This is a genomic window from Iamia sp. SCSIO 61187, assembly GCF_019443745.1.
GTDB lineage: Bacteria > Actinomycetota > Acidimicrobiia > Acidimicrobiales > Iamiaceae > Iamia.
Map to the genome: position 1 here is coordinate 4097500 of NZ_CP050948.1, position 26204 is coordinate 4123703.

A 26204-nucleotide genomic window follows, 5' to 3' on the forward strand; every position below is an offset into this window, starting at 1 on the left:
ATAGGGCAGTGCTGCGCCGGCCCCGGCGAGCCGCGGTCCACCCGTCAGCGCGTCGCCGCGCCCATGCGAGTGCCCCGGGCCCCTGGCTCGTAGTCGTCCCGCGCCCTACCGGAACTCGACGCCATCGAAGCCCCCGGCGGTCCAGCCGCGCAGGTGCTCGAAGAACGACATGGGCCCGCCGGGGTGGCCCTTGGCGATCTCTCCGGCGAAGCCGGCGCCGGGCTGGCCCTCGTTGTTGTAGTAACCCGGGGTGCAGTCGGCCGAACCGAGCGCGGACCCCACGGCCGTCGTCCCCCCGCCCGAGATCAGCTCCATCCACGCCTGCTCAGCGTCCTCGGTCACCTCCACGACGCGATGGCCGCCCTCCACGGCGTGACGCACCACGGCGGCGACCGCCCTCGAGGTCTCGGTGAAGTTGTGGGGGACGTTCGAGATGAGGTTGGCACCGTGGCCGAGCTGGGTGATGAAGAGGTTCGGGAAGCCGTGCACGTGCATGCCGTGCAGGGTCCGCATCCCGTCAGCCCAGTACTGCGACAGTCGCCGACCACCACGTCCGATGGGGTCGTAGCCGGCCCGTTCGGTGAAGGGCGTGCCGACCTCGAAGCCGGAGGCGAAGATGATGCAGTCGACCTCGTGTTCGACGCCGGAGACCACGACGCCGGTCGGAGTGATCCGCTCCACGCCCTTGCCGTCGGTATCCACCAGGTGGACGTTGGGGTTGTTGTAGGCCTGCAGGTACTCGTCGTGGAAGCAGGGCCGCTTGCACAGCTGGCGGTACCAGGCCTTCAGCTTCTGAGCCGTCTCCGGATCCTCCACCACCTCGTCGCAACGAGCCCGGATCTGCTCCATCTTCTCGAAGTCGGCGTCCTCGACGGCGTCCATGATCCGGGGGAGGTCGACAGGACCCTCGAGCGAGGCGATGCGGTGCAGGATGCGCCGGGCCAGCTCGGTCCAACCGTCCATGACCAGGTCTTCCTCGACCAGGGCCCCGGTCTGGTTCATGGTGAAGTTCTCGAGCCAGCGCTGCTGCCACCCTGGCGTGGCGATGCCGGCGAACCACTCGGGGTCGATGGGGTGGTTGCCGCGCACGTCGACCGACGACGGGGTCCGCTGGAAGACGAACAGATCGCCGGCGTGGTGGGCGAGGCGGGGCACGCACTGCACGGCAGTGGCCCCCGTGCCGATGACCGCCACCCGCTTGTCGGCGAGACCGGTCATCGGCGCACCGGTGGGGTCACCACCGGTGTAGGAGTAGTCCCAGCGGCTGGTGTGGAACGCGTGGCCCTCGAACTCGTCGATGCCGGGCACCCCGGGCAGCTTGGGGACGTGAAGCGGTCCGGTTCCCATCGACAGGAACTGGGCGGTGAACTCGTCGCCCCGGTCGGTGCGCACGACCCAGCGCGCCCGCTCCTCGTCCCACTCGAGACCGGTGACCTCAGTGTGGAACAGGGCGCCGTCGTAGAGACCGAAGTGCTTGCCGATCCGCTGGCAGTGCTCGAGGATCTCCGGGCCGTGCGCGTACTTCTCGGTGGGCATGTGCCCGGTCTCCTCGAGCAGCGGCATGTACACCATCGACGCGGTGTCGCACTGGGCACCGGGGTACCGGTTCCAGTACCAGGTCCCGCCGAAGTCCCCGCCCTTGTCGATGATGCGGACACTGGTGATCCCAGCCTCGGCGAGCCGGGCCCCGGTGAGGAGCCCGGCGAAGCCGCCACCGATGATCGCCACCGTCACGCCGTCGGTGATCGGGTCACGCGGCGCGACCGGCAGGTACGGGTCCACCGCGTAGTGGGCGAACCGCCCGGCCAAGCGCTGGTACTGGGCGTTCCCGTCCGGGCGGAGCCGCTTGTCGCGCTCCTGGCGGTACTTCGCCTTCAGCGCATTTTGTCGAGGTCGGGTGCGGCACTCGGTGACACGGGAGATCCTTTCGACACGTCCCTCAAGGAGCCGGGGTAGGGGACGGGACTGACAGGTGATCGAGCAGCCGCCGACGGCTGCCGGCGTAGTCCGCCTTGCCGTTCGGGGCCCGCCCCACGTCGTCCACGATCAGTACGTGGCGCGGCGCCTTGTACCCGGCGATGCGCCGCTTGACGTGGGCGATCAGGTCCTCGGCCGTGACCGAGTGGCCGTCGGCGAGGGACACGACGGCTGCGACCGCCTCGCCGAGGGCCGGGTCCGGCACCCCCACCACGGTCGTGTCTCGCACGGCCGGGTGCGACTCGAGGGCCTCCTCGACCTCTTCGGGAAAGACCTTCTCGCCGCCGGTGTTGATGCACAGCGACCCCCGGCCGAGCAGGGTGATGCTGCCGTCGTCCTCGACCCGGGCCCAGTCGCCCGGCACCGATACCCGCTGGGCGGCGACGGTGCGGAAGGTGGCCGCCGTCTTGTCAGGGTCCTTGTGGTAGCCGACCGGTCCTGGTCCGCCGACGGCGAGCAGACCGGCACCGCCGGGCCCGAGCACGTTGTCGTCCTCGTCGATGACCATGGCGAGCGCACCGAGGGAGAACGTGGCCGTGGACGGGTCGGAGCCGGCCCCCGACACCGATGAACCCAACCCGTTGGCTTCGGTGGAGCCGAGCAGATCGGCAAACAGGGTGCCGGGGAGGTGGCGGGCGAGGCCGGCCTTGGTCTCGGCGCTCCACATCACACCGGCCGACACGAGCAGCTGCAGGCTCGAGAGGTCCCGTTGGCCCGGAGCGGCGTCGAGCGCCTCCAGGATCGGCCGGGCGAAGGCGTCGCCCACGATGGCCACGGCCGTGACGCCCTCGCGCTCGATGGTGGCGAGCAGGGACCGCACGTCGAAGTGCCGGTCCGGCAGCGTGACCACGGTCCCGCCCTGGACCAGCATGCTCTTGGCGAACATGTACCCCGTGGCGTGCATGAGCGGCGATCCGGGGATGCCCACCGGCGACTCTTCGGCCGCGCTCAGCCGGTCACGCACGGCGCCGAGGTCGCACTCGTCAGGGTCCCCGACGACGTTGAAGGACCGGAACATGTCGTCATGGCGCCACATCACGCCCTTGGGCATGCCGGTGGTGCCACCGGTGTAAATCATCACGATGTCGTCGCCGCTGCGGCCCCACGGGGGCTGGTAGGCCCCGACGGGCCCTGTGCTCACGATCGCCTCGTAGGGCTCGGCCCAGTCCGGGCACGTCCCGCTGCCATCGTCGACCAGCAGCCACCGCCGCACGGTGGGCACCCGGTCGCGCATCGCCTCGATGGTGTCGGTGAAGGCCCCGTGGAACACGACGGCCACCGCGTCGGCGTTGTCCCACAGGTAGGCGAGCTCGTCGGCCCGGTAGCGGTAGTTGGTGTTCACCGGGGTGAGCCCGGCCTGGTAGGCCGCGTAGGAGACCTCCAGGTACTCGGAGCAGTTGTAGAGGTACTGCGCCACCCGGTCGCCCTGCCCGGCGCCGCCGTCCACGAGGCTCGACGCCAGCCGCCCGGCGCGGTCCCGGAACGCCGCCCAGCTGGTGCGCCGGTCCCCGTGGACCACGGCGTCCAGGCCCGGGCGCAGCTCGGCGACCAGGTCCCAGACGTCGGCGTACTGCCAACCCGTGCCAGCAGCGTTGACCTGGCTCATCGGTCCCCCAACGGTCGTCGGATCCGCCGCCCTCCGGACGCCCGGCGACCGATCCACCGGCGAATTGTACCCGCGTGGCACCCGGGAGTGCCAACGGCCCGCGGCGGCGCCTGGCGGTCGCGCCGGGTCTCGGCAGAGCGCACGCAGTCCCCGGTGCGGGTCGCCCTCACCCCCAGCGGGTACGGGTCGGGAACGGATGCGGTGTCCACGGCGAGCGCTCCGTCAGCAGATGGTGGAGGCGCAAGGTAACGTGAAGGGACGAAACATGCAACAGTCACAGTTCAATGTGACACACCGCGCACGCCGAACCCGGGGACGACATGAACGCCGCTGCCATGGTGCTCGCAGCACCACGCACCCTCGAGCCGCGAGAGCTGCCGCTCCCCCAGATCGGTGCCGACGACGCCCTGCTCCGAGTGGAGGCCTGCGGGCTGTGCGGCACCGACCACGAGCAGTACAGCGGCCAGCTCCATCCGGGACACGCCTTCATACCCGGTCACGAGGCCGTCGGGGTGATCGAGCAGATCGGCCCGGTGGCCGCCGAGCGATGGGGCGTGTCGGAGGGGCAGCGGGTGGCGGTCGAGGTGTTCCGGTCCTGCCGGGAGTGCGACGCCTGCCGGGCCGGCACCTACCGGCGGTGCGTGCGCAACGGCCTGACCACCATGTACGGGTTCGTGTCCGTCGACACCGACCCGGGGCTGTGGGGCGGCTACGCCACGCACCAGTACCTGGCGCCGGACTCGATGGTGCTGCCGGTGCCCGAGGGCCTCGACCCGGTGGTGGCCACGTTGTTCAACCCGCTGGGGGCCGGCATCCGCTGGGGCGCCACGGTGCCGGGCACCGGTCCCGGCGACGCCGTGGCCGTCCTCGGCTGCGGGGTTCGCGGGCTCTCGGCGGCGGTGGCGGCCAAGGAGGCCGGCGCCGACTTCGTGATGGTGACCGGCGCCGGCGAGCGCGATCGTCCCCGCCTCGCCGCCGCCCCCGACTTCGGCGCCGACCTGGTGGTCGACGTGACCGAGGACGACCCGATCGCGGCGTTCCGGGCCGCCACCGGCCGCCCGGGTGCCGACGTCATCGTCGACGTCACCGCCAAGGCGCCCCAGGTGGTGGCCCAGGCGGTGCAGCTGGCCGCCGCCGGTGGACGCATCGTCATCGCCGGCACCCGCGGCGGCGGCGGGGCGCCAGGGTTCGAGCCCGACCACGTCGTGTACAAGGAGCTGCGCATCGAGGGCGCCCTCGGAGTGGACGTGGTCGCCTACCGCGCCGCGCTCGACGTGCTCGCCTCGGGCCGTTACCCCTTCGCCGATCTCGATCGGGTCACCGTCGGCCTCGACGGCGTCGAGGACCTGCTTCGCACCATGGCCGGCGAGGGCGGCACCCCACCCATCCACGGCGTGGTCACGCCTGGGCGGTGACGCCGGGCGGCGACCCGCCGGCGCAGCCCGGGGCGCCCCTGGTGAGACACCGCGATGCACACGTCTCGATCAGGCGTCGGCGGCCGCAGCCGCGGATCGGCCCGCCCCCGCACCGGCCCGCCACCGCGCCTGACGTCGAGGCGGGGCGCGGCGGTCATGGGACGATCCGATAGGTGAGGATGGCGTGGGCCACGGGGCTCCCGGCCTCGTCCTCGCCGACGATGTCGACGAAGATCAGCTCCTTGGCCCGCCGGGTCGTTGTGGCCCGGCAGACGAGGTCGGAGCGCTTGCACGCACCGACGTACTGGATCGACAGACCGACGGTCGAGGCCCGGGCACCCTTGGCGAAGTCGTGGTTCGACCAGGCGGCGAACGCGCCGCAGGTGTCGAGGGCACCGGCGATGGCACCACCGTGGTAGTAGACGCCCTCGTTGGTCAGGTCCTCCCGGAACGGGAGGCGCATGGCCACGGCATCGGGTTCGAACGTCTCGACCTGCAGCCCGAGCAGGGAGATGAACGGCGTCCGCGGCATGTGCTCGGCAATCATCGCCCGGCGGCGCTGCTGCTCCTCCTCGCTCAGGGCCTCCGCACCCTCGCTCACGCCGGGTACTCCGCGACCGCGGAGCCCGAGAGGGCCCGTTTGCCGGTGTCGGTGTGGCAGGCGACCTCGACCGTCACCCGCTCGTGCCCGGAGGCCTCGTCGACCGAGACGACCCGGCCGGTGAAGGTGAGCTCGTCACCGGGCCACACCCGCTCACGCCTCCACCGCCTTCGCCGTCTCGATCAACCGCCACCGCTCGGTGACCACGGTGTGGCCGGACGCGTCCACGTACCGGTTCTCGGGGGTGTAGATCCGCAGCGTCCCGCCGCGGCGGCCCTGCTTCTCCTCGATGCCGGCCAGGTCCTGGTGGACCGTGAGCTCCTCTCCGGCCAGGAGGGCCGGGTGTACTGCCACTCGGACTCGCCGTGCAGCGTGCGGGTCAGGTCGAGGTCGTGCCCGGCCAGCGGGTTCGGTCCGGTGCGCCAGTGGGCCGAGGCGGCGACGAACGTGAGCGGGGCCGGGATCCCTGCGAAGCCCTGCTGCGCGGCCGCAGCGCGATCACGGTGCGCGGAGTTGTCGTCCCGCACGGCCTGGGCGAACTCGGCGACCTTGCCCTTCGACGACGAAGCGGAAGCTCATCGGGGCGCCTCCGGGTCGGCGGCTTCAGGGGTGGGGACGGACATCGTATGCTCCTCGGGGTTGGTGGTCACGTGCGGTCTCGGTACGGCGGTCAGGATCGGGGCACGTCGGGTCAAGGGAAGGTCGCGGTCGATCCGGGGCTCCAGAGGCAGGCCGAGCACCCGCTCGCCCAGGATGTTGCGCATGACCTCGGACGTGCCCCCCTCGGTGGTGGTGGCACGGGAGCGCAGGAAGGACCGCTCCAGGGAGTCGGAACCGAACCGCTCCGGGCAGGTCATCTCGTAGCTCGGCCCGCCTCCATCACCTCGGCACGGGCCAGCTCCTCGTCGCCGAGGAAGATGCCGCCGTCGCTCATGACCGCGTCCCCCGACACCGGGGGCCGTCCCCGTCCCTCGTGGTCAGGGGTTCGCTCCGACCGCGGCCCCGGTCACCCGGTACTGGGTGAGGTCGGGGGCCTGCATCACCTCGCGGAAGTGATCGATGCTCCACGGCCAGGCCGCCGGGATGCCCCGGTCGTCGAGGTACCAGCTACGACAACCGGTGACCCACACCGTGTTCTTGGTCGCCTCCACCCGGGCCTGCTCGAAGGCCTCGGCCGCCTCGGCGGTCGGCTCCACCGACTCGGCGCCGTCGCGGAGCAGGTCGAGCAGCTGGATGGTGTAGTCGAGCTGGAGCTCGGCGACGTCGATGAGCGAGAAGTTCCCGACCGGTCCGTTCGGCCCGTTGAGGAGGAACAGGTTGGGCAAGCCCGGGACGGCGAGGGCGACGTGAGCGCTGGGACGCTCGGCCCAGACGTCGTCGAGGCAGACGCCGTCGCGCCCTCGCACCTGGATCGGGCGCAGGAATCGGTCGGAGCGGAACCCGGTGGCCAGCACGAGCACGTCGAGCTCGTGGAGCTCGCCGTCGACGGTGCGCACTCCCCCGGCCTCGATGCGCTCGATCCGCTCGGTGACCAGCGAGGCGTTGGGGCGCTGGATGGCGTCGTAGAACTCGCCGGAGGCGACGAGGCGCTTGCACCCGGCGCGGTAGTCGGGGCGCAGCTGCTCGCGCAGGACCGGATCCGCCACTTTCTCGAGGTGGGCGCGGCACGCCTCCTCGATGATCGCCATGGCCGGTGAGTCGGCGGCGATCACGGCGTTGGCGAAGTGGTCGGCGAAGGCCTGGCCGAGGCCGTCGCGCGCCTGGCGCATCAGGGAGGGGTCGTCCCGGAACGCCCGGCGCTGGGCCTCGTCGTAGGGGGTGTTGTCGACCGGCATGATCCACTGCGGCGTGCGCTGGAACAGGTCCAGGTGCGCCACCCGGTCGACCAGGGCACCGGTGATCTGCACGGCCGAGGAGCCGGTGCCGATCACGCCGACCCGGCGACCGTCGACGGGCACGTCGTGGTCCCACCGGGCGCTGTGGAACGTGGCGCCGGCGAAGGAGCCCAACCCGGGCAGGTCGGGGACGTTGGGGTGGTGGAGCACACCGGTGGCGGCGATGACGACGTCGAACTCGTCCCGGTGCCCGCGGGCCGTGGCTAGCGCCCACCGGCCACCGTCGTAGTCGAGCGACACGACCTCCTCGCCGAAGCGCGTCCGCTCGTACACGCCCTGGCTGCGGGCGACGCCCTGGAAGTACGCCTGGATCTCGTCGCCGGGGGAGAACGTGTGCGTCCAGTCGGCGTTGGCCGCGAACGAGTAGCTGTAGAGGTGCGAGGGCACGTCGCACGCGATGCCGGGGTAGGTGTTCTCCCGCCACGTGCCCCCCACGTCGTGCGCCTTCTCGAACACGGTCACGTCGTCGATGCCGGCCTCGCGCAGCTTGATCACGCTGGCGATGCCAGCCATGCCGGCGCCGATGACGGCGACGCGCAGGTCTCGCACGTTGTCCCCTCCAGAGGTGTCGGTCACGCCGGGGCCGGTTGGGGCCCACGCACCAGGCGGCCGGGCAGCTCGCCCGTCGGCTCGCCGCCCCGGTAGGTCTCCACGCCGGCCACGACGGTGTGGAGATAGCCGTCGGCCCGCTGCAGCAGGCGTCGGCCGCCGGCCGGGAGGTCGTAGCGGACCTCGGGACGACGGGCTCGGAGGTTGTCGAAGTCGACCACGTTGATGTCGGCCCGGTACCCGGGAGCCAGCATGCCGCGGTCACGCAGGCCCACCGTGCGGGCGGTGTCCCGGCAGTGCTGCTGCACCAGGTAGGCCAGCCCCAGCCGTCCGTGGTCGCGGTCGCGACCCCACATCGTGAGCAGCGTCGTCGGGAAGCTGCCGTCGCTGATCGTGCCCACGTGGGCGCCGCCGTCGCCGAGGCCGGGGACCGTGTGGGGATGGGCCAGCATCTCCCCCACCGCGTCGAGGGTGCCGCCGGCGAAGTTGAGCGCCGGCAGGTACAGCAGCGTGCGACCCTCGTCGGCCACGAGCAGGTCGTACACGTAGTCCTCGACCGCCCGACCGGCGCGAGCCGCTCGGGCCGCGATGCTGTCGTCGGGGTCCGGCTCGTAGTCAGGTGGGTCGGCCAGCTCGTACATAGCCTCGAAGCGGCCGATCAGCCCGCCGCCCAGCTTGCGCACCTTGCCGCTGGTCGCCGCGGCCTCCAGCACCCGGGCCTTGAAGCCCTCGTCGGCCATGACCCGGGCCTGCTCGGGCACGCTGAGCGTGGCGATCTCGGCGAAGACCGGGTTGGTGAGGAACGGGTGGAGCGTGCACTGGAGGCCGAGCAGCAGGCCGACGGCACGGGTGCCCACCTGGGCGGTGATGGCCAGTCCGTCGGCCTGGGCGGCGTCGATGCGTCCCAGCACCTCGCGGTACCCGTCCGGGTCGAACGGGCTCTGCACGAGCGAGAACGACAGGGGCCGACCCGACTCGGACACCATCCGGCGGAAGGTGGCGAACTCCTCGTCGGTGTTCATGTGGTCGGACACCACCTGCAGCACACCGCGCCCGAGCTCGCCGAGCCCCCGGGCGATGCCGACGAGCTCGTCGGCCGACGCGGTCAGCGTGGGGGTGGGCTCGCCGCGGCTTGTGCGGTGGTTCATCGTCCGCGACGTCGTGAACCCCAGCGCCCCCGCGGCCACGCCCTCGGCCGCCAGCGACGCCATCTGGGTGATCTCCTCGGCCGTGGCCGGCTCGCGCTGGGCCCCCCGCTCCCCCATGACGTGCAACCGGACGGCGCCGTGGGGCACCTGGGCGGCGACGTCGATGTCGTGGGGGATGCGGTCGACGGCCTCGAGGTACTCGCCGAAGGACTGCCACTCCCAGCTCAGCCCCTCGTGCAGGGCCGCGCCGGGGATGTCCTCGACGCCCTCCATCAGCTCGATGAGACGGTCGTGGTCGGCCGGCCGGACCGGTGCGAAGCCCACGCCGCAGTTGCCCATCACCACCGTCGTGACACCTTGCCACGACGATGGGGCCAGGTGGTGGTCCCAGGTGGCCTGGCCGTCGTAGTGGGCGTGGATGTCGACGAAGCCGGGGGTGACGAGCGCTCCGTCGGCGTCGATCTCCCGCGAGGCGGTCCCCTCGACCCGGCCGACAGCCACTATGCGGTCGCCGTCGACGGCGAGGTCGGCAGGGCGCGGTGCGCCGCCCGAGCCGTCGACGACCGTGCCTCCCCTGATGATGAGGTCGTGGGTGGCCACGTCAGGCGGTGGTGGTCAGCGAGGAGGTGTCGATGCCGTACAGCTCGGCGACGTTGTCGCTGAGGATGGCCTTGGTCTGCTCGTCGCTCAGCTGGGCGGTGTGCTTGTCGAGCAGCTCCTGGGACCACGGCCAGGTGGAGTCGCTGTGGGGGAAGTCGTTGGCCCACATGAGCCGCTTCCAGTTCATGGCATCGGCGAAGCGGAACGCGGTCCAGTCGTCCTGGAACGTGACGTAGATGTGCTCGGCGAAGTACTCGCTGGGGAGACGCTTCAGGTCGGCCCCGGGCTTGAGCCAGTACCGGTGGCGGTTGAAGGCGTGGTCCATCCGGTACATGAAGTGCGGGACCCAGCCAGCGTCGGCCTCGACGCACACCACCTTCAGGCCCGGGTGGCGTTCGAACACACCGCCGAAGACGAGCATGGCCATGATGTCCTGGCAGCCCCGCACGATGGACAGGAAGCTGGAGATCGCCGGACCGCGGGTCTTGTCGCTCTTGGTGGTGAGGATGTGGAAGCTGAGCGGCAGCTCGAGCTCGATGGCGGTTTCCCAGAACGGGTCGTACACCGGCGAGTCGTAGTCCTCCACCGCTGGCAGGCCCGGCATCATCACGCCCCGCAGGCCCAGTGCCTTGATGGCCTTCAGGTCCTCGATGCCCTCCTCCGGGGAGCGCATGGCCGTCTGGCCGGCGCCGAGGAGGCGGTGGGGCGCATGCGCGCAGTACTCGGCGATCCAGCGGTTGTAGGCGTCGAAGGACGCCTTCTTGAGGTCGTAGTCGTCGATGTTGCAGAGGACCATGCCCACCGTGGGGTAGATGATCTCGGCGGCGACGCCGTCCGCGTCCTGCTCGGCCAGCCGGGCGGTCGGATCCCAGCCACCCCGGTGGAGCTCATCGAAGCGGGTGCCCTTGGTGCGGATCTCGGACGGGTCCTTGCCCGCCGCGGCGACCAAGCCCATGGGGATCGGCACCTTGGAGCCCTCCACCACGAACATGTCCCCCATCTCCTCGCCGCCGTCCACCATGTGGGGAGCACGGTCGCGCCACGCGGGATCGATGAAGTCGGTGTAGGTGTTCGGCGCCTCGGTGATGTGCGAGTCCGCCGAGATGATCGGGTAGTCGACCTTCATGTGCGTGTTCCCCTGTGCTCGATCCCGGCACCCTCGTGGCACCCTTGAGTGCCACCGAGCATGCCCCAGAGCGCACGGCTCCGCAAGGCCCTGGCGCGGCCCGCAATGCCCCCCAGCGACATTGACACTCCAGGGTGCCAGGCCGATACTTGCGGCGACGCCACCCGGAGCGGGCGCGACCGGGGGCGCAGCACCGAGCGCACCGTGAGAAGCAGCGAGGGAGCGACCATGACGACCACCGGGCGGGCCGCCCTGTTCTTCGGCCCGGGCAAGCCCTTCGAGCTCACCGAGCTGCCGGTGCCGGATCCGGAGCCGGGCGCCATGGTGGTCCGCGTCACGAGGGCGAACATCTGCGGCAGCGACCTGCACATCTGGCGCGGCGACGGCTTCCTGTCGGCCATGGCCCGCGCCGACGGGCGCATCGTCGGCCACGAGATGACCGGCACCGTCCATGCGCTCGGAGCGGGCGTCACGACGGATTGGGCCGGGCAGCCGCTGGCCGAGGGTGATCGTGTCGCCTACCAGTACTTCGCTCCGTGCGGGCGATGCCGGTCCTGCACCCGGGGCATGACCGAGGCGTGCAACCGATCGTTCCGGGTGCTCCAGGGCCGGCCCACGGACTTCCCGCACTTCCGGGGCGCCTACGCCGACTACTTCTACCTCACCCCCCAGATGGCCGTGTACAAGGTGCCCGACCAGGTGACCGACACGATGGTCGCCGGCGTCAACTGCGCGCTGGCCCAGGTGATCATGGGCTTGGAGCGGGTGCAGATGGGCATGGGTGACCGGGTGGTCGTCCAGGGTGCGGGCGGCTTGGGGCTCTACGCGACCGCCGTCGCCCGCGACCGGGGCGCCGAGACGGTCATCGTCATCGACGGGGTGGAGGACCGCCTCGACCTCGCCCGCCGGATGGGCGCCGACCACACCATCGACATGCGCCAGGTCACCACCGCCGACGAGCGGGTGGCGGCGGTCAAGGACCTCACCGCCGGCTGGGGCGCCGACGTCGTGTGCGAGCTGGTCGGTCGTCCCGACGCGATCAGCGAGGGCCTGCGCATGGTCGGGCTCGGCGGGCGGTACCTGGAGATCGGCACCTTCTACCCGGGAACGTCCCTCGAGCTCGACCCGGGGTTCCTGGTCATGGCCAACGTGCGGGTCGAGGCGGTGGCCGCCTACGACGCGCGCAGCCTGCAGCGAGCGCTGGGCTTCCTCAAGCGCCACGTCGACGACCTGCCCCTCGAGCAGGTGGTCGTCGACTACCCGCTCGAGCAGATCAACCAGGCCTTCGCCGACCAGGACGCTGGCAAGGTGACCCGCGCGTCGCTCATCATGACGGCATGAGCGCCGCCGCACGCCTCGACCAGCAACCGTCTGCGGAAGAGGTCCTCGCCGAGGTGAGGGACTGGCTCGCCGTCACGTGGGATCCGGAGCGACCGCTCGACGAGTGGCGCGCCCTGCTCGTCGACTCCGGGTGGGGGTGCCCGGGCTGGCCGCGCGACCGGTACGGCCGGGGCCTGCCCCCCGACCTGGCCCGGTTGGCCACCGACGAGCTCCGAGCGGCCGGCGCCGTCGGTCCCGCCGTCGGGGTCGGCATGTCGCTCGCCGCGCCGACGCTGCTCGAACACGGCAGCCTCGAGCTGCAACGCGTCCTGCTGCGAGGCATCGCCACAGGCCAGGACCCCTGGTGCCAGCTCTTCAGCGAACCCAGCAACGGCTCCGACCTGGCCGGCCTCACCACGCACGCCCGCCGCGACGGCGACGAGTGGGTGGTCACCGGCCAGAAGGTGTGGACCACCGGCGCCCACCACGCCGCCTACGGGATGCTGCTCGCCCGCACCGACCCCGACGTCCCCAAGCACCATGGCATCTCGTTCTTCGCGCTTCCCATGCACCAGCCCGGGGTCGAGGTCCGCCCGCTGCGCCAGATGAACGGGCGGTCGTCGTTCAACGAGGTGTTCCTCGACGAGGCGTGCGTGCCGCACGCCAACCTGGTGGGTGATCTGCACGGCGGCTGGGCCGTGGCTCGCACCACGCTGTCGCACGAGCGCGGCCTCGCGGCTGGCCTGTTCGGCGCCCTTCCCTCGGCCGGCGGTGGTCGGACGCGGGAACAGGCCGCCGCCGAGGCCGCCGCGTACCTGAAGACCTACGAGTGGTACCCCCAACGGGCCGGACGGCCCGACCTGGTCGCCCCCCTCGCTCGACGGCTGGGCCGCTCCGGCGATCCGGTGCTGCGACAGGAGGTGGCCGCCCTCCACGCCCTCCAGTGGGCGGCGCAACGCACCGCACAGCGGGCCAGCGTCCAGCGCAAGGCGGGACGCCCCGGCCCCGAGGGATCGCTCGGCAAGCTGCACTCCAGCGCCATCGCCCGGGCCGCCGCGACCACCCACACCCACGTCGCCGGCGCCCACGCCATGCTCGACGGCCCCGGGTCGCTGGAGGGGGGGATCGTCGCCGAGGTCCTCGTCTCGGTGCCGGGGCAATCCATCGCCGGCGGCACCGACGAGATCCAGCACGACATCATCGGTGAGCGGGTCCTCGGTCTGCCGAAGGAGCCCTCCGTCGACGCCGCCATCCCCTTCCGCGACGTGCGCACCAACCGCCGACCGACGCGGTGAGGCGGCGCCGCGGCCCACAGGAGCACCCGTGACCGAACCCCACCTCCTCGACGACGCCCACGACGGCATCGCCGTGCTCACCATGAACCGCCCGGACAAGCGCAACGCGCTCAGCCCCGAGATGCTCGTTCGCCTCGCTCAGGCCTGGCGGCGCATCCGCGACGACGACGACGTCCGAGTCGCGGTGCTGACCGGCGCCGGCGACAAGGCGTTCTGCGCCGGGGCCGACCTCGGCCGCCTCATCCCGCTCCTGACCCGGCAACGAGGACCGGAAGACGAGTGGGACCAGGCCCTGCTCTCCGACAAGGCCGCTTTCGCCGACGGGCTGCTCCGCGGCTTCGACCTCGACAAGCCGATCATCTCGGCCATCGCCGGGGACGCCCTCGCCGGCGGCACCGAGCTGGTCCTGGCCACCGACCTGCGGGTTGCCGCCGCCGGCATCACGATGGGGCTCACCGAGGTGGCCCGGGGCCTGATCCCCGGTGGCGGTGGCCTGAGCCGGCTGCCCCGCCAGGTCCCCCGGGCCAAGGCCATGGAGATCCTCCTGCTCGGCCAGCCCATGCCCGTCGACGAGGCAAGGCGCATCGGGCTGGTCAACGAGGTCGTCCCCCGCGACGAGGTGATGGGCCGGGCCATGGACATGGCCCAGCGCATCGCCGCCAACGGGCCGCTCGCCGTACGGGCGGTCAAGGAGGCGGTCCGGCGCTCCGAGGGCACCAGTCTCGACGAGTCACTGCGCATCGAGTCCGAGGTCGGCGTGCCGGTGTTCACCTCCAAGGACGCCGTCGAGGGCCCGCGAGCGTTCATGGAGAAGCGCCCACCTCGGTTCACAGGGAGCTGAGCAGGACAGCCGGTCGAGGGGACGGGGCCGCCGCACCGCAGGTCGCCGTCGAGGCCGAGGAGCAGGCCACCGCCTGCAGCGACCCCGCACGCTCAAGGGTTGCGCGGATAGGGCCGGGTCGTGCCGGACATCTCCTCGGCAGAGCCTCGGAGAGCAATGCACTGTGCTTCTGGGTCGCCTCGCCGAACGGCTCGGCTCCTCAGTCCGAGATGCTCCCGAGGAACTCGCGGACGTGGCTGCCGACCAGGTCGGCGTGGGTCAGGTGGGGGAAGTGACCTGCTCCGTCGACCACGACCAGCTCACAGTCGGGGACCTCGTCCACGATGATGCGGCAACCGGCGTGGTACCGGGCATCGTCGCCACCGACGACGACGAGGACGGGCAGCCCGACCCCGGCCAACCCGTCGAGCACGACGCCGTCGGGCTGCTCGGCGATCCCGCGAGCCGCCTTCGGGATGCCGTGCCGGTCGGCGTAGCGGGCGATGAACGTGCTCCAGCTCTGGCGCTTGGCCGGGTCACGGAAGCCAGGGCCGGTGGAGACGAGCACCAGCCCGGCGACGCCGGTGGCGTCGATCACCGTCCGGCACAGGGACAGGTAGCCACCGAGGCTGTGGCCGACGAGCACGGCCGGCCCGGTCCCGGCGGCGGTGACCGCAGCGTCGAGCCAGGCCAGCGCCCCGGCCCGCGAGGACGGATGCGGTCCCGCGACCGATGACCCGTGGCCGGGGAGGTCCCACCGGGCCACGCGGTACCCGGAGAGGAAGGGGAGGAGGTGGTCGAAAGTGGAGGAGTCGTCAGCGAACCCGTGGGTCAGGACCACGGGGGGTCCGGTCCCCTCCACCGTCAGGTGCATGCCGGCGGGCGTGGTGGTCACCCGGTGATGCTGCGCCGCCACCGGTGGCGGGGGCAAGCCCGGCGGTGCACCGCTGTCCAGGTGCAGCCGCGGTCCAGGAGGTGCAAAGGTGGTCCGATGGCCCGCAAGCCCGCGACCGACCAGGTCGACGATCCACGCGCCGCTGTGCGCGAGCGCATCGTCCGCGGCGCTCGCGCCGAGCTGGCCGCGCGCGGCCTCGCCGTGCGGGTCGAGGATGTGGCCACGGCCGCCGGGGTCGGCCGCCGGACCGTGTTCCGGTACTTCGAGACCCGCGAATCCCTCCTGGCCGCCGCCCTCGAGGACTCGATGCGCAGCTACGGCGACCATGTTCCACGTCCGGAGCCCGATGTCGAGCTCGAGACGTGGCTTCGCATCGCACTCGTCGCTGTTCACCGCATGAACGCCCAGCACGGCCGGGTGTACTTCGAGCTGGCGTCGGGCGCCGAGATGCACGGCCAGCTTGGCGACATCGCCCGAGCCCGGCGTGCCGCGCGGGCCGAGCTGGTGCACCGGTTCACAGATACGGCCTGGCGGCTGGCCGGTGGCGCGGCCGATCCGCCCCGCTGGCTCCACGACGCCGTGGCCGTCTTCCTGTCGGCCTTCACGACCGAGGCGCTCGGCCCCGACTTCGGCCGTAGTCCTCAGGAGGTCGGCGAGTCAGTGGCTACGGCGCTGAGCCACGCCGTTCGGGGTGCGGTGGCCGAGGGCGCCGTGAGCGCAGATCCGGGTCCGCGCCAGGGGAGCAGCCGGTCACGGGGCGGGTCGCGACACCGAAGCGCGTGAGCCGGCGGCAGCTGCCGCCGGCCGAACGTCCGCCCTCGCTCCCCCCAGACCGATGCGGGCGTCGTGGGCCACGCCGACCCCACCGGATCGATGATCTCGGCCGCGGGCCCCGCCCCCGAGACGCCGGCGCCCGCGACGGCGTGGTGGTCGGCGTCCCCCACCAGCGCTTCGGTGAGATGATCGTCGCCATCGTGGAACCCGAGGCCGAGGCGCCGGCGGAGCGGGCGATCATCGACCACGTCCGCGCGCGCACCGCTCCTCTCAATCGAGCTCGCTGGCCACGGGGTTCCGAGCCGGCTCCGGCACGGCACCGTCCGGCGGCCACGGGTCGACGCCGTCCTCGAGCGGCACCTCGAGGGTCCGCAGGAGCTGGGCGAACATCGACCAGTTGGCGATGGCCAACACGACCTCCAGGCGGGCCTTCTCGTCGGGCACCGTCGCCTCCAGCTCGGCCCACGTGCGAGCGCTGATGGCCCCGCCGCCGAGCGTCTCGTCGGTGGCGGCGAGCACCGCCCGGTCGGCGCGATCGAAGCGGTCGCTGGCCTTCCAGTCGCGCACGCCGAGGAGGTCGTCCTCGGGGATCTCGAGCATGCGGGCAACCCGCCAGTGCTGGGTCCACTCGTACACCGACCCTTGGCGCCAGCCGATCCGCATGATGATCAGCTCGCGCCGACGCGGTTCGAGTGAGCCGTTCCACAGCAGCTGGTGGAGCAGCCCGTTGACTCGGGCGGCGAGGTCCTCGTGGCGCAGCAGCACCTTGAAGACCGACAGTCGGGCCATGCCCTCGGGCACGCCGACCCCGGCGGCTGCGGCGTGGGCGGCGTCGACGTCGAGCATCGGGATGCGGGCATCGGGCGGGGTCGTCATCGTGGGGGTCCTCGTGTGGTCCAGTCCGTCTACCAGCGCACCGGGACGCGGCGCGGGCCGCGGACCTGGCCGCCGCTCCACGTGACGGCGTCGGGGTCGGTGAGCTCGAAGGTGGGGATGCGGTCGAGGAAGCGCTCGATGGCCACGCGCAGCTCCATCCGGGCCAGGTTCGAGCCGAGGCAGCGGTGGATGCCGGAGCCGAAGGCGAAGTGACGGTTTCGCTGCCGGTCGATGATGAACTCGTCGGGTCGCTCGAAGTGGTCGGGGTCGCGGTTGCCGGCGGGGAACGCCATCAGGACCTTGTCCCCCTTCTTCATCGGGCAGCCGGCGTGCTCGGTGTCCTCGGCGACGTAGCGCGCCATGGTCACGGGGCTGTAGAACCGCAGCAGCTCCTCGATCGCCGTGGGCATCAGCTCGGGCTCGGCCCGCAGGCGAGCCTGGTCATCGGGGTGTGACGCCAGGTGGTAAAGGCTCGATCCGATCGAGCTCCAGGTCGTGTCGATGCCGGCGAGCAGCAGGAGGAAGCAGCTGCCGATGCGGTGGCGGTCGTCGAGGGGGTCACCGTCGTGGCGAGCCCCGACGAGCACGGTGATGAGGTCGTCGGGCCGCTCGCCCTCCGGGACCCGTTCCCGTTGGTCGAGCTTGTCCCCGAAGTAGCTGATGACCTCCATCACCGCGTCGGCGGAGGCCTGGATGTCGTGGAACCCCTGCTGGAGGATGGTGACCGCCCAACCGGTGAAGGTCTCCTCGTCCTCGAGGGGCACGCCGAGCATGCGGGCGATGACCCGCACCGGGATGTGCTGGGCGTAGTCCCGGGCCGCATCGGCGTGGCCGGCGTCGACGAAACCGTCGATGAGGTCGTCGGCCAAGCCGTGGGTGATCGGCGTGAGCTCCTCGATCCGGGTGGGCCCGAACCGGGGCAGCAGCATGCGGCGGGCCCACGTGTGCACCGGTGGGTCAGAGGTGATGGGCGGGGCGATCAGCATGATCGCCGCCTCGGGGTTCAGCTCCCGGCCCGGCGTGATCACGGCGATGTCACGTGACGAGAAGCGCTCGGTGTCGTGCGCGATGGCGGCGATGTCGTCGTACCGGGTCGGCAGCCAGGTGGAGCCGTACCGCTCGGTGTGGGCGATGGGGCAGCCCGGACGCAGGTCGGCCCATACCGGGGCCGGGTCCGCGACGTACTCGGGGTCGAGGATGTCGAAGTCGGTGGACCAGTCACGGACCTCGGACCTCGGATCGATGGCGGTCATCGGCTTTCCTCACGGCTCGGCGGACGTCTCACGGCGGCAACGGCCCCGTTGGTGGAACACTAGCGGCGAATTTCCTTCCGCGCGAGACACATGACAAGATCCGTCTCGCCCGATCGATCCACCGGAGGGAGCGTCAATGCCAGTCGAGGGGAGACGCCCCGCACGGGGCCCGTGGGGTTCCACCGCCGTGGTGGGCATCGGCGAGACCGACTACCTCCGCGGCGCCGACGTCCACGTCTGCGACCTCATCCTCGACGCGTCGATGGCGGCGATCACCGATGCCGGGCTGACACCGGCCGACATCGACGGCATCATCCCCCCGCCGGGGTACATGAGCACCGAGGAGATCGCCGCCAACCTGGGCATCCCCGACATCGCCTACCACGTCAGCGTGCTCATGGGCGGCGCCTCCCCCACCGCCTCACTCCAGACGGCGGCGATGGCCATCGACGCCGGCTTGGCCGATGCGGTGCTCGTCACCCTGGGGTGGAACGGCTACTCGGCGCTGCGACCGAAGCCCGACGCCCGACCGACCCATCGCACCATGAACCTCGGACCCATGGGCGAGACGGTCCGCAACTTCTACGCACCGTACGGGCTGATGTCGGCCGCGCAGCACTACAGCCTCTACCTCCGCAGCTACGTCGACACCTTCGGGGTGCCCGAGGATGCGGCCGCCGCCGTCGCCCTCGCCTGCCGGGAGCACGCGCAGCTCAACGACAAGGCCCTGATGCGGGGCCGCCCGCTCACACGCGAGGAGTACGACGCCTCTCCCTACATCGCCGAGCCGCTCCGCAAGTTCGACTGCTGCCTCGAGACCGACTGCGCGGCGGCCGTGGTCGTCACCTCGCTGGAGCGGGCACGCGACCTCGCCCACCCGCCCGTGGTGTACATGGGCGGGGCGGAGGGGCATCCGCAGCCCGCCGACGAGATCATCGGACGGCCGGACCTCCTCGAGCTGGGCATCCACCGTGCGGCACCGCGGGCGTTCGCAAGAGCCGGCGTCGGACCGCAGGACATCGACGTGCTCGAGATCTACGACTGCTTCACCTACGTGGTCCTCCTCCAGCTCGAGGCGCTCGGCTACGCCGAGCCGGGCGGCGCCGCCGACTTCGTGGCCGACGGCACCATCTCCACGGGTGGCCGCTTCCCGCTCAACACGCACGGCGGCTTGCTCTCCCAGGGCCACTGCTGGGGGTTGAACCACCTGGTGGAGGCGACCCGCCAGCTGCGGGGCGATGGCAGGGCGGCCCAGGTGCAGGGCGCCGAGCTGGTCCTGGTGACCGGCTACGGCGACCTGGGCGACGGCAGCGTCGCGATCCTGGGGGTCGACCGGTGAGCGGCACCTACGTGCCCAAGCCCGAGTGGCTCGTGCTCGCCTGGCACCGGGCCTGCCTCGAAGCCGAGGCTCTCACCCTGCAGCGCTGCGACGCGTGCGGGACGTGGCGTCACCCGCCGCGGCGGTTCTGCGCCGATTGCGCCAGCCCGGCGGCGTCGTTCGAGCCGGTGACAGGGACGGGGAGGGTCCTGTCCCTGGCGGTCAGCCACCGCAGCCTCGACCCGGGCTGGCAGGCCGAGGTGCCCTTCGCGACGCTGGTCGTCGAGCTCGAGGAGGGGCCCCGCGTGCTGGCGGCGACCAAGGCCGCCCCGGCCGAGGTCGGCATCGGCACGGCGGTGCGCTGCTCCGTCGAGCGCCGGTCCGAGGACTTCGTACTCGTGTGGGCCGAGCCGGCGACCGACACCCCCATCCTTGAGTGACACAGGAGGTCGACGGCCCGCCGTCGAGCGCACCATGATCCACACCAGATTGACCGACCTGCTCGACTGCCAGCACCCGGTGATGCTCGCCGGCATGGGTGGCGTGTCCTACGCCGCCCTCGTGGCCGCGGTGAGCGATGCCGGCGGGTTCGGCACGCTCGGCGCCGCCCCCATGGGCATCGACCGCCTGAAGCGGGAGATGGCCGAGGTCCGCGAGCGGACCAGCGCGCCGTTCGGCGTCGACCTCCTCACCGCCCTGCCCGGAGGCATGGAGGAGCAGGTCGACGCGATCATCGCCGGCGGCGCGTCGGTCTTCGTGGCCGGCCTGGGCGTGCCGCGCGAGGTCGTGGACCAATGCCACCGCGCCGGGGTCCTGGTCATGAACATGTGCGGCAAGGTTCGCCACGCCGTGGCCGCCGTCGAGGCAGGCTGCGACGTCGTCATCGCCCAGGGCACCGAAGCAGGCGGGCACACGGGCACGGTGGCGACCATGCCGCTGGTCCCCCAGATCGTCGATGCCGTCGGCGACCGGGTGCCCGTCGTGGCGGCCGGCGGCATCTTCGACGGCCGGGGCCTGGCCGCCGCCCTCGCCCTCGGTGCCGATGGCGTGTGGGTGGGCACCCGCTTCATCGCCACCCCGGAGGCGCACGTGGTGTCCGGCTACCGCGAGGCGCTCGTCGGGGGTCGTGACGACGACACCGTCATCACCCGGGCCTACACGGGCAAGACGCTGCGGGCCGTGCGCAACGACTACACGCAGTTCTTCGAGGAGCACCCCGAGGAGCTGGCTCGGTTCCCCGACCAGATCGGCCGCTCGATGTCCGACGGGGCCATGCACCTCGGCGCCCCGCCCGAGACCGACGACATCGACCCGGCCAAGGAGTGCTACGCCGCCGGGCAGGGCCTCGGTGGCATCGACGAGATCGTGCCCGCCGGCGAGCTCGTCCATCGGTTCGTCGAGGAGGCCGAGCGGGAGATCGACCGGCTCGGCTCCCTGCGAGCGCCCGTGCGGGGCTGACCGAGGTGACCCCGCTGCGCGTCGGCGCCGCCCCGCCCCCTCCGGCGGAGCCGGGTCCCGACGCCCAGGCCGCCATCCTGCAGGCCATGGCCGACGCCGGCTGTGACCACCTCGTCGTCGGCGACCACGTCTGCTTCTTCGGTGGCTGGGGCGTCGACGGCCTGGTGGAGGCCACGGCCCTCTCCATGCTCCACCCCACATTGCCCGTGCACACCAGCGTCTACCTGCTCGGGCTCCGACACCCCGTGCTGGTCGCCCGCCAGATCTCCACGCTGGCGGCGCGGGCGCCAGGCCGCTTGGTGCTCGGCGTCGGCATCGGCGGCGAGGACCGCGACGAGGTGCGGGCGTGCGGCGTCGACCCGTCCACCCGGGGACGGCGCATGGACGAAAGCCTGGCCGTCCTGCGTCCGCTCCTCGCCGGCCGCACCGTGGACCACACCGGCGAGTTCTTCTCGCTGTCCGCGGTGTCCGTCCGCCCGGCCCCACCGGCCCCGGTCCCGGTCGTCGTCGGAGGACGTTCCACCGCGGCGGTGCGACGGTCCGGTCGCCTGGGTGACGGCTGGCTCGGCATCTGGGTGTCACCCGAGCGCTTCGCCGCGGCCACCGCCGAGGCGCAAGACGCCGCCGACGCCGCCGGCCGGGGCGACGTCGACTGGCAGCACGGGATGACGGTCTGGTGCGGCCTGGCCGACGACCGCAGCTCGGCCACCGACGCTGTCTCCCAGGCCATGGAGGGTCTCTACGGTCTGTCCTTCGAACGCTTCGCCCGGTACGTGCCGGCCGGCGCGCCCGCCGACGTGGCCGACGCGCTCCAGCCCTACGTGGACGCCGGCTGTCGCACGTTCAACCTGCTCACCCAGAGTCCTGACCCGTCCATGATCCCGGGCGCCGTCGGCGAGGTCCGCCGGCTCCTCGCATCCGCCTGACCCCGCGCGCGACGTCGACGCCTGGCTCCACGAGACGGGTTCCCGATCTCACATCGCGAGTGGTGGACCCCGGCTCGCCGACCGACGCCGGCCTCGCCCATCCGATGCCGCCCACCCCCGCGGCGTGTGTCACCTGGCGACCACGGCGACGTCCCGTCGAGTCGTCAGCCCCGCCAGTTCCCCTCCGCCAGAGTCCTGGGGTAGTGTACGGACGACGCTCACCGTACTACGTCTCATCACGACGCCGAGGGAATGGAGTGGCCGCATGGACGAGGATCTCGGCATCCGGACCGTCCTCGAGATCGATGCCTGACCTCCCGGCCCGGCCCGAACCCACACGCTCCGGGGACGGGCACGATGCTCCGTCGAGCCTCGAGCTCCCGCACCTCGCCGCGTACATCGCCGGGCGCTTCGAGACCTCCGGAGAACCGTTCGCCTGCGAGAACCCGGCAACCGGAGCGGAGCTGTGCACGCTGCCGACATCGAACCGGACCACGGTCGGTCGGGCCGTGGATGCCGCGCAGACCGCGTTCCTCGGAGAGTGGGGCACCTGGTCACTGGGGCGGCGCCAACGGGTGCTCGATCGGCTCTCGGATCTCCTCGAGATGCACCAACACGAGTTCAGCCGCCTCGAGAGTGCCGAGAACGGGGTGCCGATCGACCTCGTCGCGAGGTTCTCGGTGGCGGCCATGGTCAAGAACGTCCGTTACTTCGCGAGCTGGATCGACAAGTTCGGGGGTGAGGTCGTCCCCGTCATGTCCAGTGGCGCACTCGACTACGTGGTGCCGGAGCCGTACGGGGTCGTCGCGATCCTCACCGCCTACAACACGCCTTCGCTCTTCCTCGGGTCGAAGGTCGGGCCCGCGCTCGCGACCGGGAACACCGTCGTCGTGAAGCCTTCACCACTCGCATCGCTGACAGCACTCCGCTTCGCCGAGCTCTGTGATGAGGCCGGGCTCCCGCCCGGGGTGGTGAACGTCGTCCTCGGTGGAGCGGAGACCGGAGCGGCCCTCGTCGCCCATCCAGGCGTCGACAAGGTGAGCTTCACCGGCTCGCACGACGCGGGCCGCGCCGTGTCGAGAGCCGCGGCTGAGCACCTGACCCCCGTGGCGCTCGAGCTCGGGGGCAAGTCACCCAACATCGTCTTCGCCGATGCCGATGGCGGCCGGGTCGGCATGGGCGCGGCTGTCGGCGCGTTCGCGCTGACCGGCCAGGCCTGCGTCGCGGGGACCCGACTCTTCGTCGAACGCGAGGCTCTCGACCGCGTCCTCCCGGAGATCGTCGGTGCGACGCACATGCTTCCCCTGGGAGACCCTCAGGTCTCCGGGACAGTGCTCGGACCCCTGATCAGCGCAGCGCACCGCACGCGGGTCGAGGCGGCGATCCAGACCGCCCGTGACGGAGGGGCCGAGATCCTCACCGGTGGTGACCGCCCGGCGGACCCGAACCTGTCGAACGGTTACTACCTGAACCCCACACTGGTCCTCGGCGCGGCCGACGACTCGCCACTGGTGCGAGAGGAGCTGTTCGGGCCGGTCGTCGCGGTCCTACCGTTCGAGTCCGAGGACGAGCTCGTCCGCCGGGCCAACGACACCCACTACGGGCTCGCAGCCGGGATCTGGACCCGGGACGTGGGTCGCGCGCATCGCGTCGCGAGAGCTCTGCGCGCCGGAACAGTGTGGATCAACAGCTACGGGGTCGTGCCCCACACGGCCCCCTTCGGTGGGTTCAAGCAGAGCGGGTCGGGGCGCGAAGGCGGGCGTTGGGCGATGGACATGTACACCCAACCGAAGAACGTCTACATCGACCTCTCCTGACTGACGACGCGCCGGGACCGGCGCGGCACCGCCGGTGATCCGGGTCGCCGTTCGGCGCGACTCAGCGGCTCGCTGTGGAGCCGACGTGACCGACCGGCGGCCGGCGGGTGGGACCGTGCGGTCAGCTCACCCGCTCGCCAATGAAGCGGGCGACGCGCGCGATGCCCTCGTCGGCCTCCAGCACGGCGCCGGCGAAGAAGTGCCAGACGTGGATGAGGTCCTCGCCCTCGAACAGCGTCACGTCGACACCCGCAGCACGAGCCCGCTCGGTCACCCGGCGGGCGTCGTCGAGCAGCACCTCAGCGGTGCCGACCTCGACCATCAGCGGAGGCAGGCCGGACAGGTCGGCGAACAGCGGGCTCAGCCCCGGGGAGCCGGGGTCGTGGTCGGGGCCGGCGTAGGCCGCCGCCCAGCGCCCGAGGTCCTCGGCGTGGACCATGGGGTCGGCGTCGGCCTTCTCCGACATGGTCGCCCCCGACTGGGTCAGGTCCGCCCACGGTGACAGGCACACGCCGGCCGCCGGCAGCGGGTCGCCGGCGTCGCGCAGGGCCACCAGCGTCGCCAGCGTGAGTCCGCCCCCGGCCGAGTCGCCGGCGACGACCACCCGTGCAGCGTCGGCGCCGTCCGCGACGGTCCATCGGTACGCCGCGCAGGCGTCGTCGAGGGCGGCCGGGAACGGGTGCTCGGGGGCCAGCCGGTAGTCGACGGCCAGCACTCGGCCGGCGACGGCCGAGCCGAGGTGCGTCAGCATGGGCCGGTGGCTGTCCAGCGATCCGATGCAGTAGCCGCCGCCGTGGAGGTAGACCACGACAGGACCATCGCCAGAGCCGATGCGCTCGGCCCGCACCCCTCCGGCGTCGACCTCCTCCACCGCGACGCCCTCTGCCGCAGGGAGGAGGGCGCCGAGGCCGTCGTAGGCCTCGCGCCACTCGCCGAGGGTCATGGGGGCACCGCCACGCTCGTCGGCCTGGGCCCGGAGCATGGTGACGATGTTCTCTAGTGCGTCGCTGCGCATCGGGCTCTCCGTCGTGGTCTGGTCGGGCGCAATGGTCAGCGGTCGGTGCCCTGGGTGCCGACCGTCAGGTCGCGGAAGGCCACGTCCTTGTCGGTGCGCGGCTCACGGGGCAGGCCGAGCACCCGCTCGCCGATGATGTTGCGCTGGATCTGGTCGGTGCCGCCCCCGATGGAGATGAGGTAGCTCGACAGGCCGACCTCGTGGACGCGTCCGCCGAACGGCGAGTCGGCACCCCAGAGGGTGGCGTGGGGGCCGCAGAGGCGGAAGAGCGTCTCGCGCATGGTCTGGAGCAGCTGCGAGGCGGCGAGCTTGCCGATCGAGACCTCGGGCCCCGGCCGCCCGCCCCGCTCGACGGCCGCCTTCGCTCGCAGCTCTGTGTAGCGGGCGATCTCGATCAGGCTGTGGATGCGGGCGTACTCCTGGCGGGCCACCGGATCGTGCGCGTCGCCGTAGCGCTCGAGCACGGCCAGCAGCAGGTCGGCTGCGCCCGAGCGCGTGCGTCCCGCGGGACGCTCCTCGTCACGCACCAGCTGGTCGGCCGGTGCATCGAGGTCGATCTCTCGGATGGAGGCACTGGATCCCGAGCTGCCGAACGAGCCGGCGCCGAGCATCGTCCGCTCGTTGGCGAGGGTGGTCAGCGCGACCGACCAGCCTTCGCCCAGCCCACCGATCTGGTTCGCCGCGGGCACCAGGGCGTCGGTGAGGAACACCTCGTTGAAGATCGCCCGGCCGGTCATCTCCCGGATCGGCCGGACCTCGATGCCGGGCTGGTCCATCTCGATCACGAAGTAGGTGATCCCGGCGTGCTTGGGGACGGACGCGTCGGTGCGGGCCACCAAGATCCCGTAGCGGGCGATGTGGGCCCCCGATGTCCACACCTTCTGGCCGTTCACCACCCATTCGTCGCCGTCACGCTCGGCACGGGTCTGCAGGGACGCCAGGTCGGAGCCGGCGCCGGGTTCGGAGAACAGCTGGCACCAGATCTCCCCGGTGACGATGCCGGGCAGGAACCGACGCCGCTGCTCCTCGGTGCCGTGGGCGATGATGGTGGGCGCCGCCAGGTTCTGGGCGATGCCGGCGGGTGGCGGAGCCACACGGGCGTCGCGTCGCGCGTCGGTGACCCGACGGGCGCCGTCACCGGACAGGCCGCGCCCGTAGATCCCTTCCGGCCAGGTCGGGAACCCCCACCCGCTCTCGGCCAGCCGACGCCACCACTCGCGCAGCGCCATCTTCGAGTCCCAGTTGGCATCGAACCACGCCCGGGCCTCGGGGTACACGTCCTGGTCCGCTGGGTGTCCTCCCGCGACGCCTTCCCCGACATGAGACATGAGGGGTAGTGTGTCATGGCGGGGTGTAGAGCGCTACACGGCGCTGCGGCGGCGGCGTGCGAGTGGGTCGCCCGGGGTCGAGAGTCCACCCGAGGGCGACCTGCGACCCGCTCGCCCGGCAGGCAGAGCGCCGGGACCAGCGAGCTTCGGGGGTCGACGCCACCCGGTCAGCGCGCCGACTGCGCCGCCAGC

At 72.0% G+C, this 26204-nt stretch carries 23 protein-coding genes and 1 pseudogene; 10 read left to right on the top strand and 14 right to left on the bottom strand.

From position 1 onward, the window contains the following. Window positions 1-105 precede the first annotated feature (105 nt). Window positions 106-1923, bottom strand: a complete 1818-nt coding sequence (locus tag HC251_RS19735) for an NAD(P)/FAD-dependent oxidoreductase (protein ID WP_219945750.1) — start codon at window positions 1921-1923, stop codon at window positions 106-108. Between the two features lie 16 nt (window positions 1924-1939). Beyond that, window positions 1940-3583, bottom strand: coding sequence for an AMP-binding protein (locus HC251_RS19740; RefSeq protein ID WP_219942319.1), 1644 nt, complete (start codon window positions 3581-3583; stop codon window positions 1940-1942). A gap of 320 nt (window positions 3584-3903) precedes the next feature. Here HC251_RS19740 and HC251_RS19745 point away from each other — a divergent pair, with 320 nt between their 5' ends. Beyond that, the gene (locus HC251_RS19745; protein ID WP_219942320.1) at window positions 3904-4998 is read left to right on the top strand and encodes a zinc-binding dehydrogenase; all 1095 of its coding nucleotides are present in this window, start codon (window positions 3904-3906) and stop codon (window positions 4996-4998) included. Between the two features lie 154 nt (window positions 4999-5152). Here HC251_RS19745 and HC251_RS19750 read toward each other — a convergent pair whose 3' ends face one another. The 7 genes and pseudogenes from HC251_RS19750 to HC251_RS19785 form a co-directional block, all read right to left on the bottom strand. Continuing rightward, window positions 5153-5599: a PaaI family thioesterase gene (locus HC251_RS19750; protein ID WP_219942321.1), complete on the bottom strand. Its 447-nt coding sequence runs from the start codon at window positions 5597-5599 to the stop codon at window positions 5153-5155. Further along, window positions 5596-5748: a hypothetical protein gene (locus HC251_RS19755; RefSeq protein ID WP_219942322.1), complete on the bottom strand. Its 153-nt coding sequence runs from the start codon at window positions 5746-5748 to the stop codon at window positions 5596-5598. The genes HC251_RS19750 and HC251_RS19755 overlap by 4 nt, the downstream gene beginning before the upstream one ends. A gap of 4 nt (window positions 5749-5752) precedes the next feature. After that, window positions 5753-6126, bottom strand: a pseudogene (locus tag HC251_RS26400) (MaoC family dehydratase N-terminal domain-containing protein). 48 nt (window positions 6127-6174) lie between these two features. Beyond that, window positions 6175-6456 carry a hypothetical protein gene (locus HC251_RS19770; RefSeq protein ID WP_219942324.1) on the bottom strand — a complete coding sequence of 94 codons (282 nt, stop codon included), beginning with the start codon at window positions 6454-6456 and terminating at the stop codon, window positions 6175-6177. 120 nt (window positions 6457-6576) lie between these two features. Beyond that, complete coding sequence (locus tag HC251_RS19775; RefSeq protein ID WP_219942325.1) at window positions 6577-8070, bottom strand: NAD(P)/FAD-dependent oxidoreductase; 1494 nt, start codon at window positions 8068-8070, stop codon at window positions 6577-6579. Next, window positions 8067-9791: an amidohydrolase family protein gene (locus HC251_RS19780; RefSeq protein ID WP_219942326.1), complete on the bottom strand. Its 1725-nt coding sequence runs from the start codon at window positions 9789-9791 to the stop codon at window positions 8067-8069. Before HC251_RS19780 ends, HC251_RS19775 begins: the two co-directional genes overlap by 4 nt. 1 nt (window position 9792) lies before the next feature. Beyond that, a complete protein-coding gene (locus HC251_RS19785) occupies window positions 9793-10917 on the bottom strand; it encodes an amidohydrolase family protein (protein ID WP_219942327.1) in 1125 nt (374 codons plus the stop codon). A 228-nt stretch (window positions 10918-11145) separates the two neighbouring features. On the opposite strand from HC251_RS19785, the gene HC251_RS19790 reads away from it, so the two are divergent. The 3 genes from HC251_RS19790 to HC251_RS19800 are packed head-to-tail and all read left to right on the top strand — an operon-like array spanning window position 11146 to window position 14373. Next, window positions 11146-12258 carry a zinc-binding dehydrogenase gene (locus tag HC251_RS19790; protein ID WP_219942328.1) on the top strand — a complete coding sequence of 371 codons (1113 nt, stop codon included), beginning with the start codon at window positions 11146-11148 and terminating at the stop codon, window positions 12256-12258. Then, window positions 12255-13532, top strand: coding sequence for an acyl-CoA dehydrogenase family protein (locus HC251_RS19795; protein ID WP_219942329.1), 1278 nt, complete (start codon window positions 12255-12257; stop codon window positions 13530-13532). The genes HC251_RS19790 and HC251_RS19795 overlap by 4 nt, the downstream gene beginning before the upstream one ends. 28 nt (window positions 13533-13560) lie before the next feature. After that, window positions 13561-14373, top strand: a complete 813-nt coding sequence (locus tag HC251_RS19800) for an enoyl-CoA hydratase-related protein (protein WP_219942330.1) — start codon at window positions 13561-13563, stop codon at window positions 14371-14373. A gap of 199 nt (window positions 14374-14572) precedes the next feature. Here the strand turns inward: HC251_RS19800 and HC251_RS19805 are convergent, their stop codons facing one another. Continuing rightward, window positions 14573-15247: an alpha/beta fold hydrolase gene (locus HC251_RS19805; protein ID WP_219942331.1), complete on the bottom strand. Its 675-nt coding sequence runs from the start codon at window positions 15245-15247 to the stop codon at window positions 14573-14575. Between the two features lie 96 nt (window positions 15248-15343). On the opposite strand from HC251_RS19805, the gene HC251_RS19810 reads away from it, so the two are divergent. Further along, window positions 15344-16030 (top strand): TetR/AcrR family transcriptional regulator, encoded by a 687-nt coding sequence (locus HC251_RS19810; RefSeq protein WP_219942332.1) that lies wholly within the window; start codon window positions 15344-15346, stop codon window positions 16028-16030. A gap of 261 nt (window positions 16031-16291) precedes the next feature. Here HC251_RS19810 and HC251_RS19815 read toward each other — a convergent pair whose 3' ends face one another. Both HC251_RS19815 and HC251_RS19820 read right to left on the bottom strand, forming a co-directional pair. Beyond that, window positions 16292-16897, bottom strand: coding sequence for a carboxymuconolactone decarboxylase family protein (locus tag HC251_RS19815; protein ID WP_219942333.1), 606 nt, complete (start codon window positions 16895-16897; stop codon window positions 16292-16294). A 29-nt stretch (window positions 16898-16926) separates the two neighbouring features. Beyond that, on the bottom strand, window positions 16927-18150 hold the full coding sequence (locus HC251_RS19820) for a cytochrome P450 (RefSeq protein ID WP_219942334.1): 1224 nt from the start codon (window positions 18148-18150) through the stop codon (window positions 16927-16929). A gap of 187 nt (window positions 18151-18337) precedes the next feature. On the opposite strand from HC251_RS19820, the gene HC251_RS19825 reads away from it, so the two are divergent. From HC251_RS19825 to HC251_RS19845, 5 genes are all read left to right on the top strand, one after another. Further along, window positions 18338-19489: a hypothetical protein gene (locus HC251_RS19825; protein WP_219942335.1), complete on the top strand. Its 1152-nt coding sequence runs from the start codon at window positions 18338-18340 to the stop codon at window positions 19487-19489. Then, window positions 19486-19908 carry a Zn-ribbon domain-containing OB-fold protein gene (locus HC251_RS19830; RefSeq protein ID WP_219942336.1) on the top strand — a complete coding sequence of 141 codons (423 nt, stop codon included), beginning with the start codon at window positions 19486-19488 and terminating at the stop codon, window positions 19906-19908. Before HC251_RS19825 ends, HC251_RS19830 begins: the two co-directional genes overlap by 4 nt. Before the next feature lie 34 nt (window positions 19909-19942). Next, a complete protein-coding gene (locus tag HC251_RS19835; RefSeq protein WP_219942337.1) occupies window positions 19943-20926 on the top strand; it encodes a nitronate monooxygenase family protein in 984 nt (327 codons plus the stop codon). A 5-nt stretch (window positions 20927-20931) separates the two neighbouring features. Further along, window positions 20932-21852, top strand: coding sequence for an LLM class flavin-dependent oxidoreductase (locus HC251_RS19840; RefSeq protein ID WP_219942338.1), 921 nt, complete (start codon window positions 20932-20934; stop codon window positions 21850-21852). Between the two features lie 305 nt (window positions 21853-22157). After that, window positions 22158-23669, top strand: coding sequence for an aldehyde dehydrogenase (locus HC251_RS19845; RefSeq protein WP_219942339.1), 1512 nt, complete (start codon window positions 22158-22160; stop codon window positions 23667-23669). 121 nt (window positions 23670-23790) lie between these two features. On the opposite strand, the gene HC251_RS19850 is transcribed toward HC251_RS19845, so the two are convergent. Both HC251_RS19850 and HC251_RS19855 read right to left on the bottom strand, forming a co-directional pair. Continuing rightward, window positions 23791-24684, bottom strand: coding sequence for an alpha/beta hydrolase (locus tag HC251_RS19850; RefSeq protein WP_219942340.1), 894 nt, complete (start codon window positions 24682-24684; stop codon window positions 23791-23793). 35 nt (window positions 24685-24719) lie between these two features. Then, a complete protein-coding gene (locus tag HC251_RS19855) occupies window positions 24720-25961 on the bottom strand; it encodes an acyl-CoA dehydrogenase family protein (RefSeq protein WP_255566494.1) in 1242 nt (413 codons plus the stop codon). Window positions 25962-26204: the final 243 nt, after the last annotated feature.

Excerpts from the sequence above, each read along its gene's own strand:
- HC251_RS19740 (WP_219942319.1), bottom strand. The coding sequence starts at position 3,583 with ATGAGCCAGGTCAACGCTGCTGGCACGGGTTGGCAGTACGCCGACGTC.
- HC251_RS19745 (WP_219942320.1), top strand. The coding sequence starts at position 3,904 with ATGAACGCCGCTGCCATGGTGCTCGCAGCACCACGCACCCTCGAGCCG.
- HC251_RS19770 (WP_219942324.1), bottom strand. The coding sequence starts at position 6,456 with ATGACCTGCCCGGAGCGGTTCGGTTCCGACTCCCTGGAGCGGTCCTTC.
- HC251_RS19785 (WP_219942327.1), bottom strand. The coding sequence starts at position 10,917 with ATGAAGGTCGACTACCCGATCATCTCGGCGGACTCGCACATCACCGAG.
- HC251_RS19790 (WP_219942328.1), top strand. The coding sequence starts at position 11,146 with ATGACGACCACCGGGCGGGCCGCCCTGTTCTTCGGCCCGGGCAAGCCC.
- HC251_RS19795 (WP_219942329.1), top strand. The coding sequence starts at position 12,255 with ATGAGCGCCGCCGCACGCCTCGACCAGCAACCGTCTGCGGAAGAGGTC.
- HC251_RS19810 (WP_219942332.1), top strand. The coding sequence starts at position 15,344 with ATGGCCCGCAAGCCCGCGACCGACCAGGTCGACGATCCACGCGCCGCT.
- HC251_RS19815 (WP_219942333.1), bottom strand. The coding sequence starts at position 16,897 with ATGACGACCCCGCCCGATGCCCGCATCCCGATGCTCGACGTCGACGCC.
- HC251_RS19820 (WP_219942334.1), bottom strand. The coding sequence starts at position 18,150 with ATGACCGCCATCGATCCGAGGTCCGAGGTCCGTGACTGGTCCACCGAC.
- HC251_RS19835 (WP_219942337.1), top strand. The coding sequence starts at position 19,943 with ATGATCCACACCAGATTGACCGACCTGCTCGACTGCCAGCACCCGGTG.
- HC251_RS19845 (WP_219942339.1), top strand. The coding sequence starts at position 22,158 with ATGCCTGACCTCCCGGCCCGGCCCGAACCCACACGCTCCGGGGACGGG.
- HC251_RS19850 (WP_219942340.1), bottom strand. The coding sequence starts at position 24,684 with ATGCGCAGCGACGCACTAGAGAACATCGTCACCATGCTCCGGGCCCAG.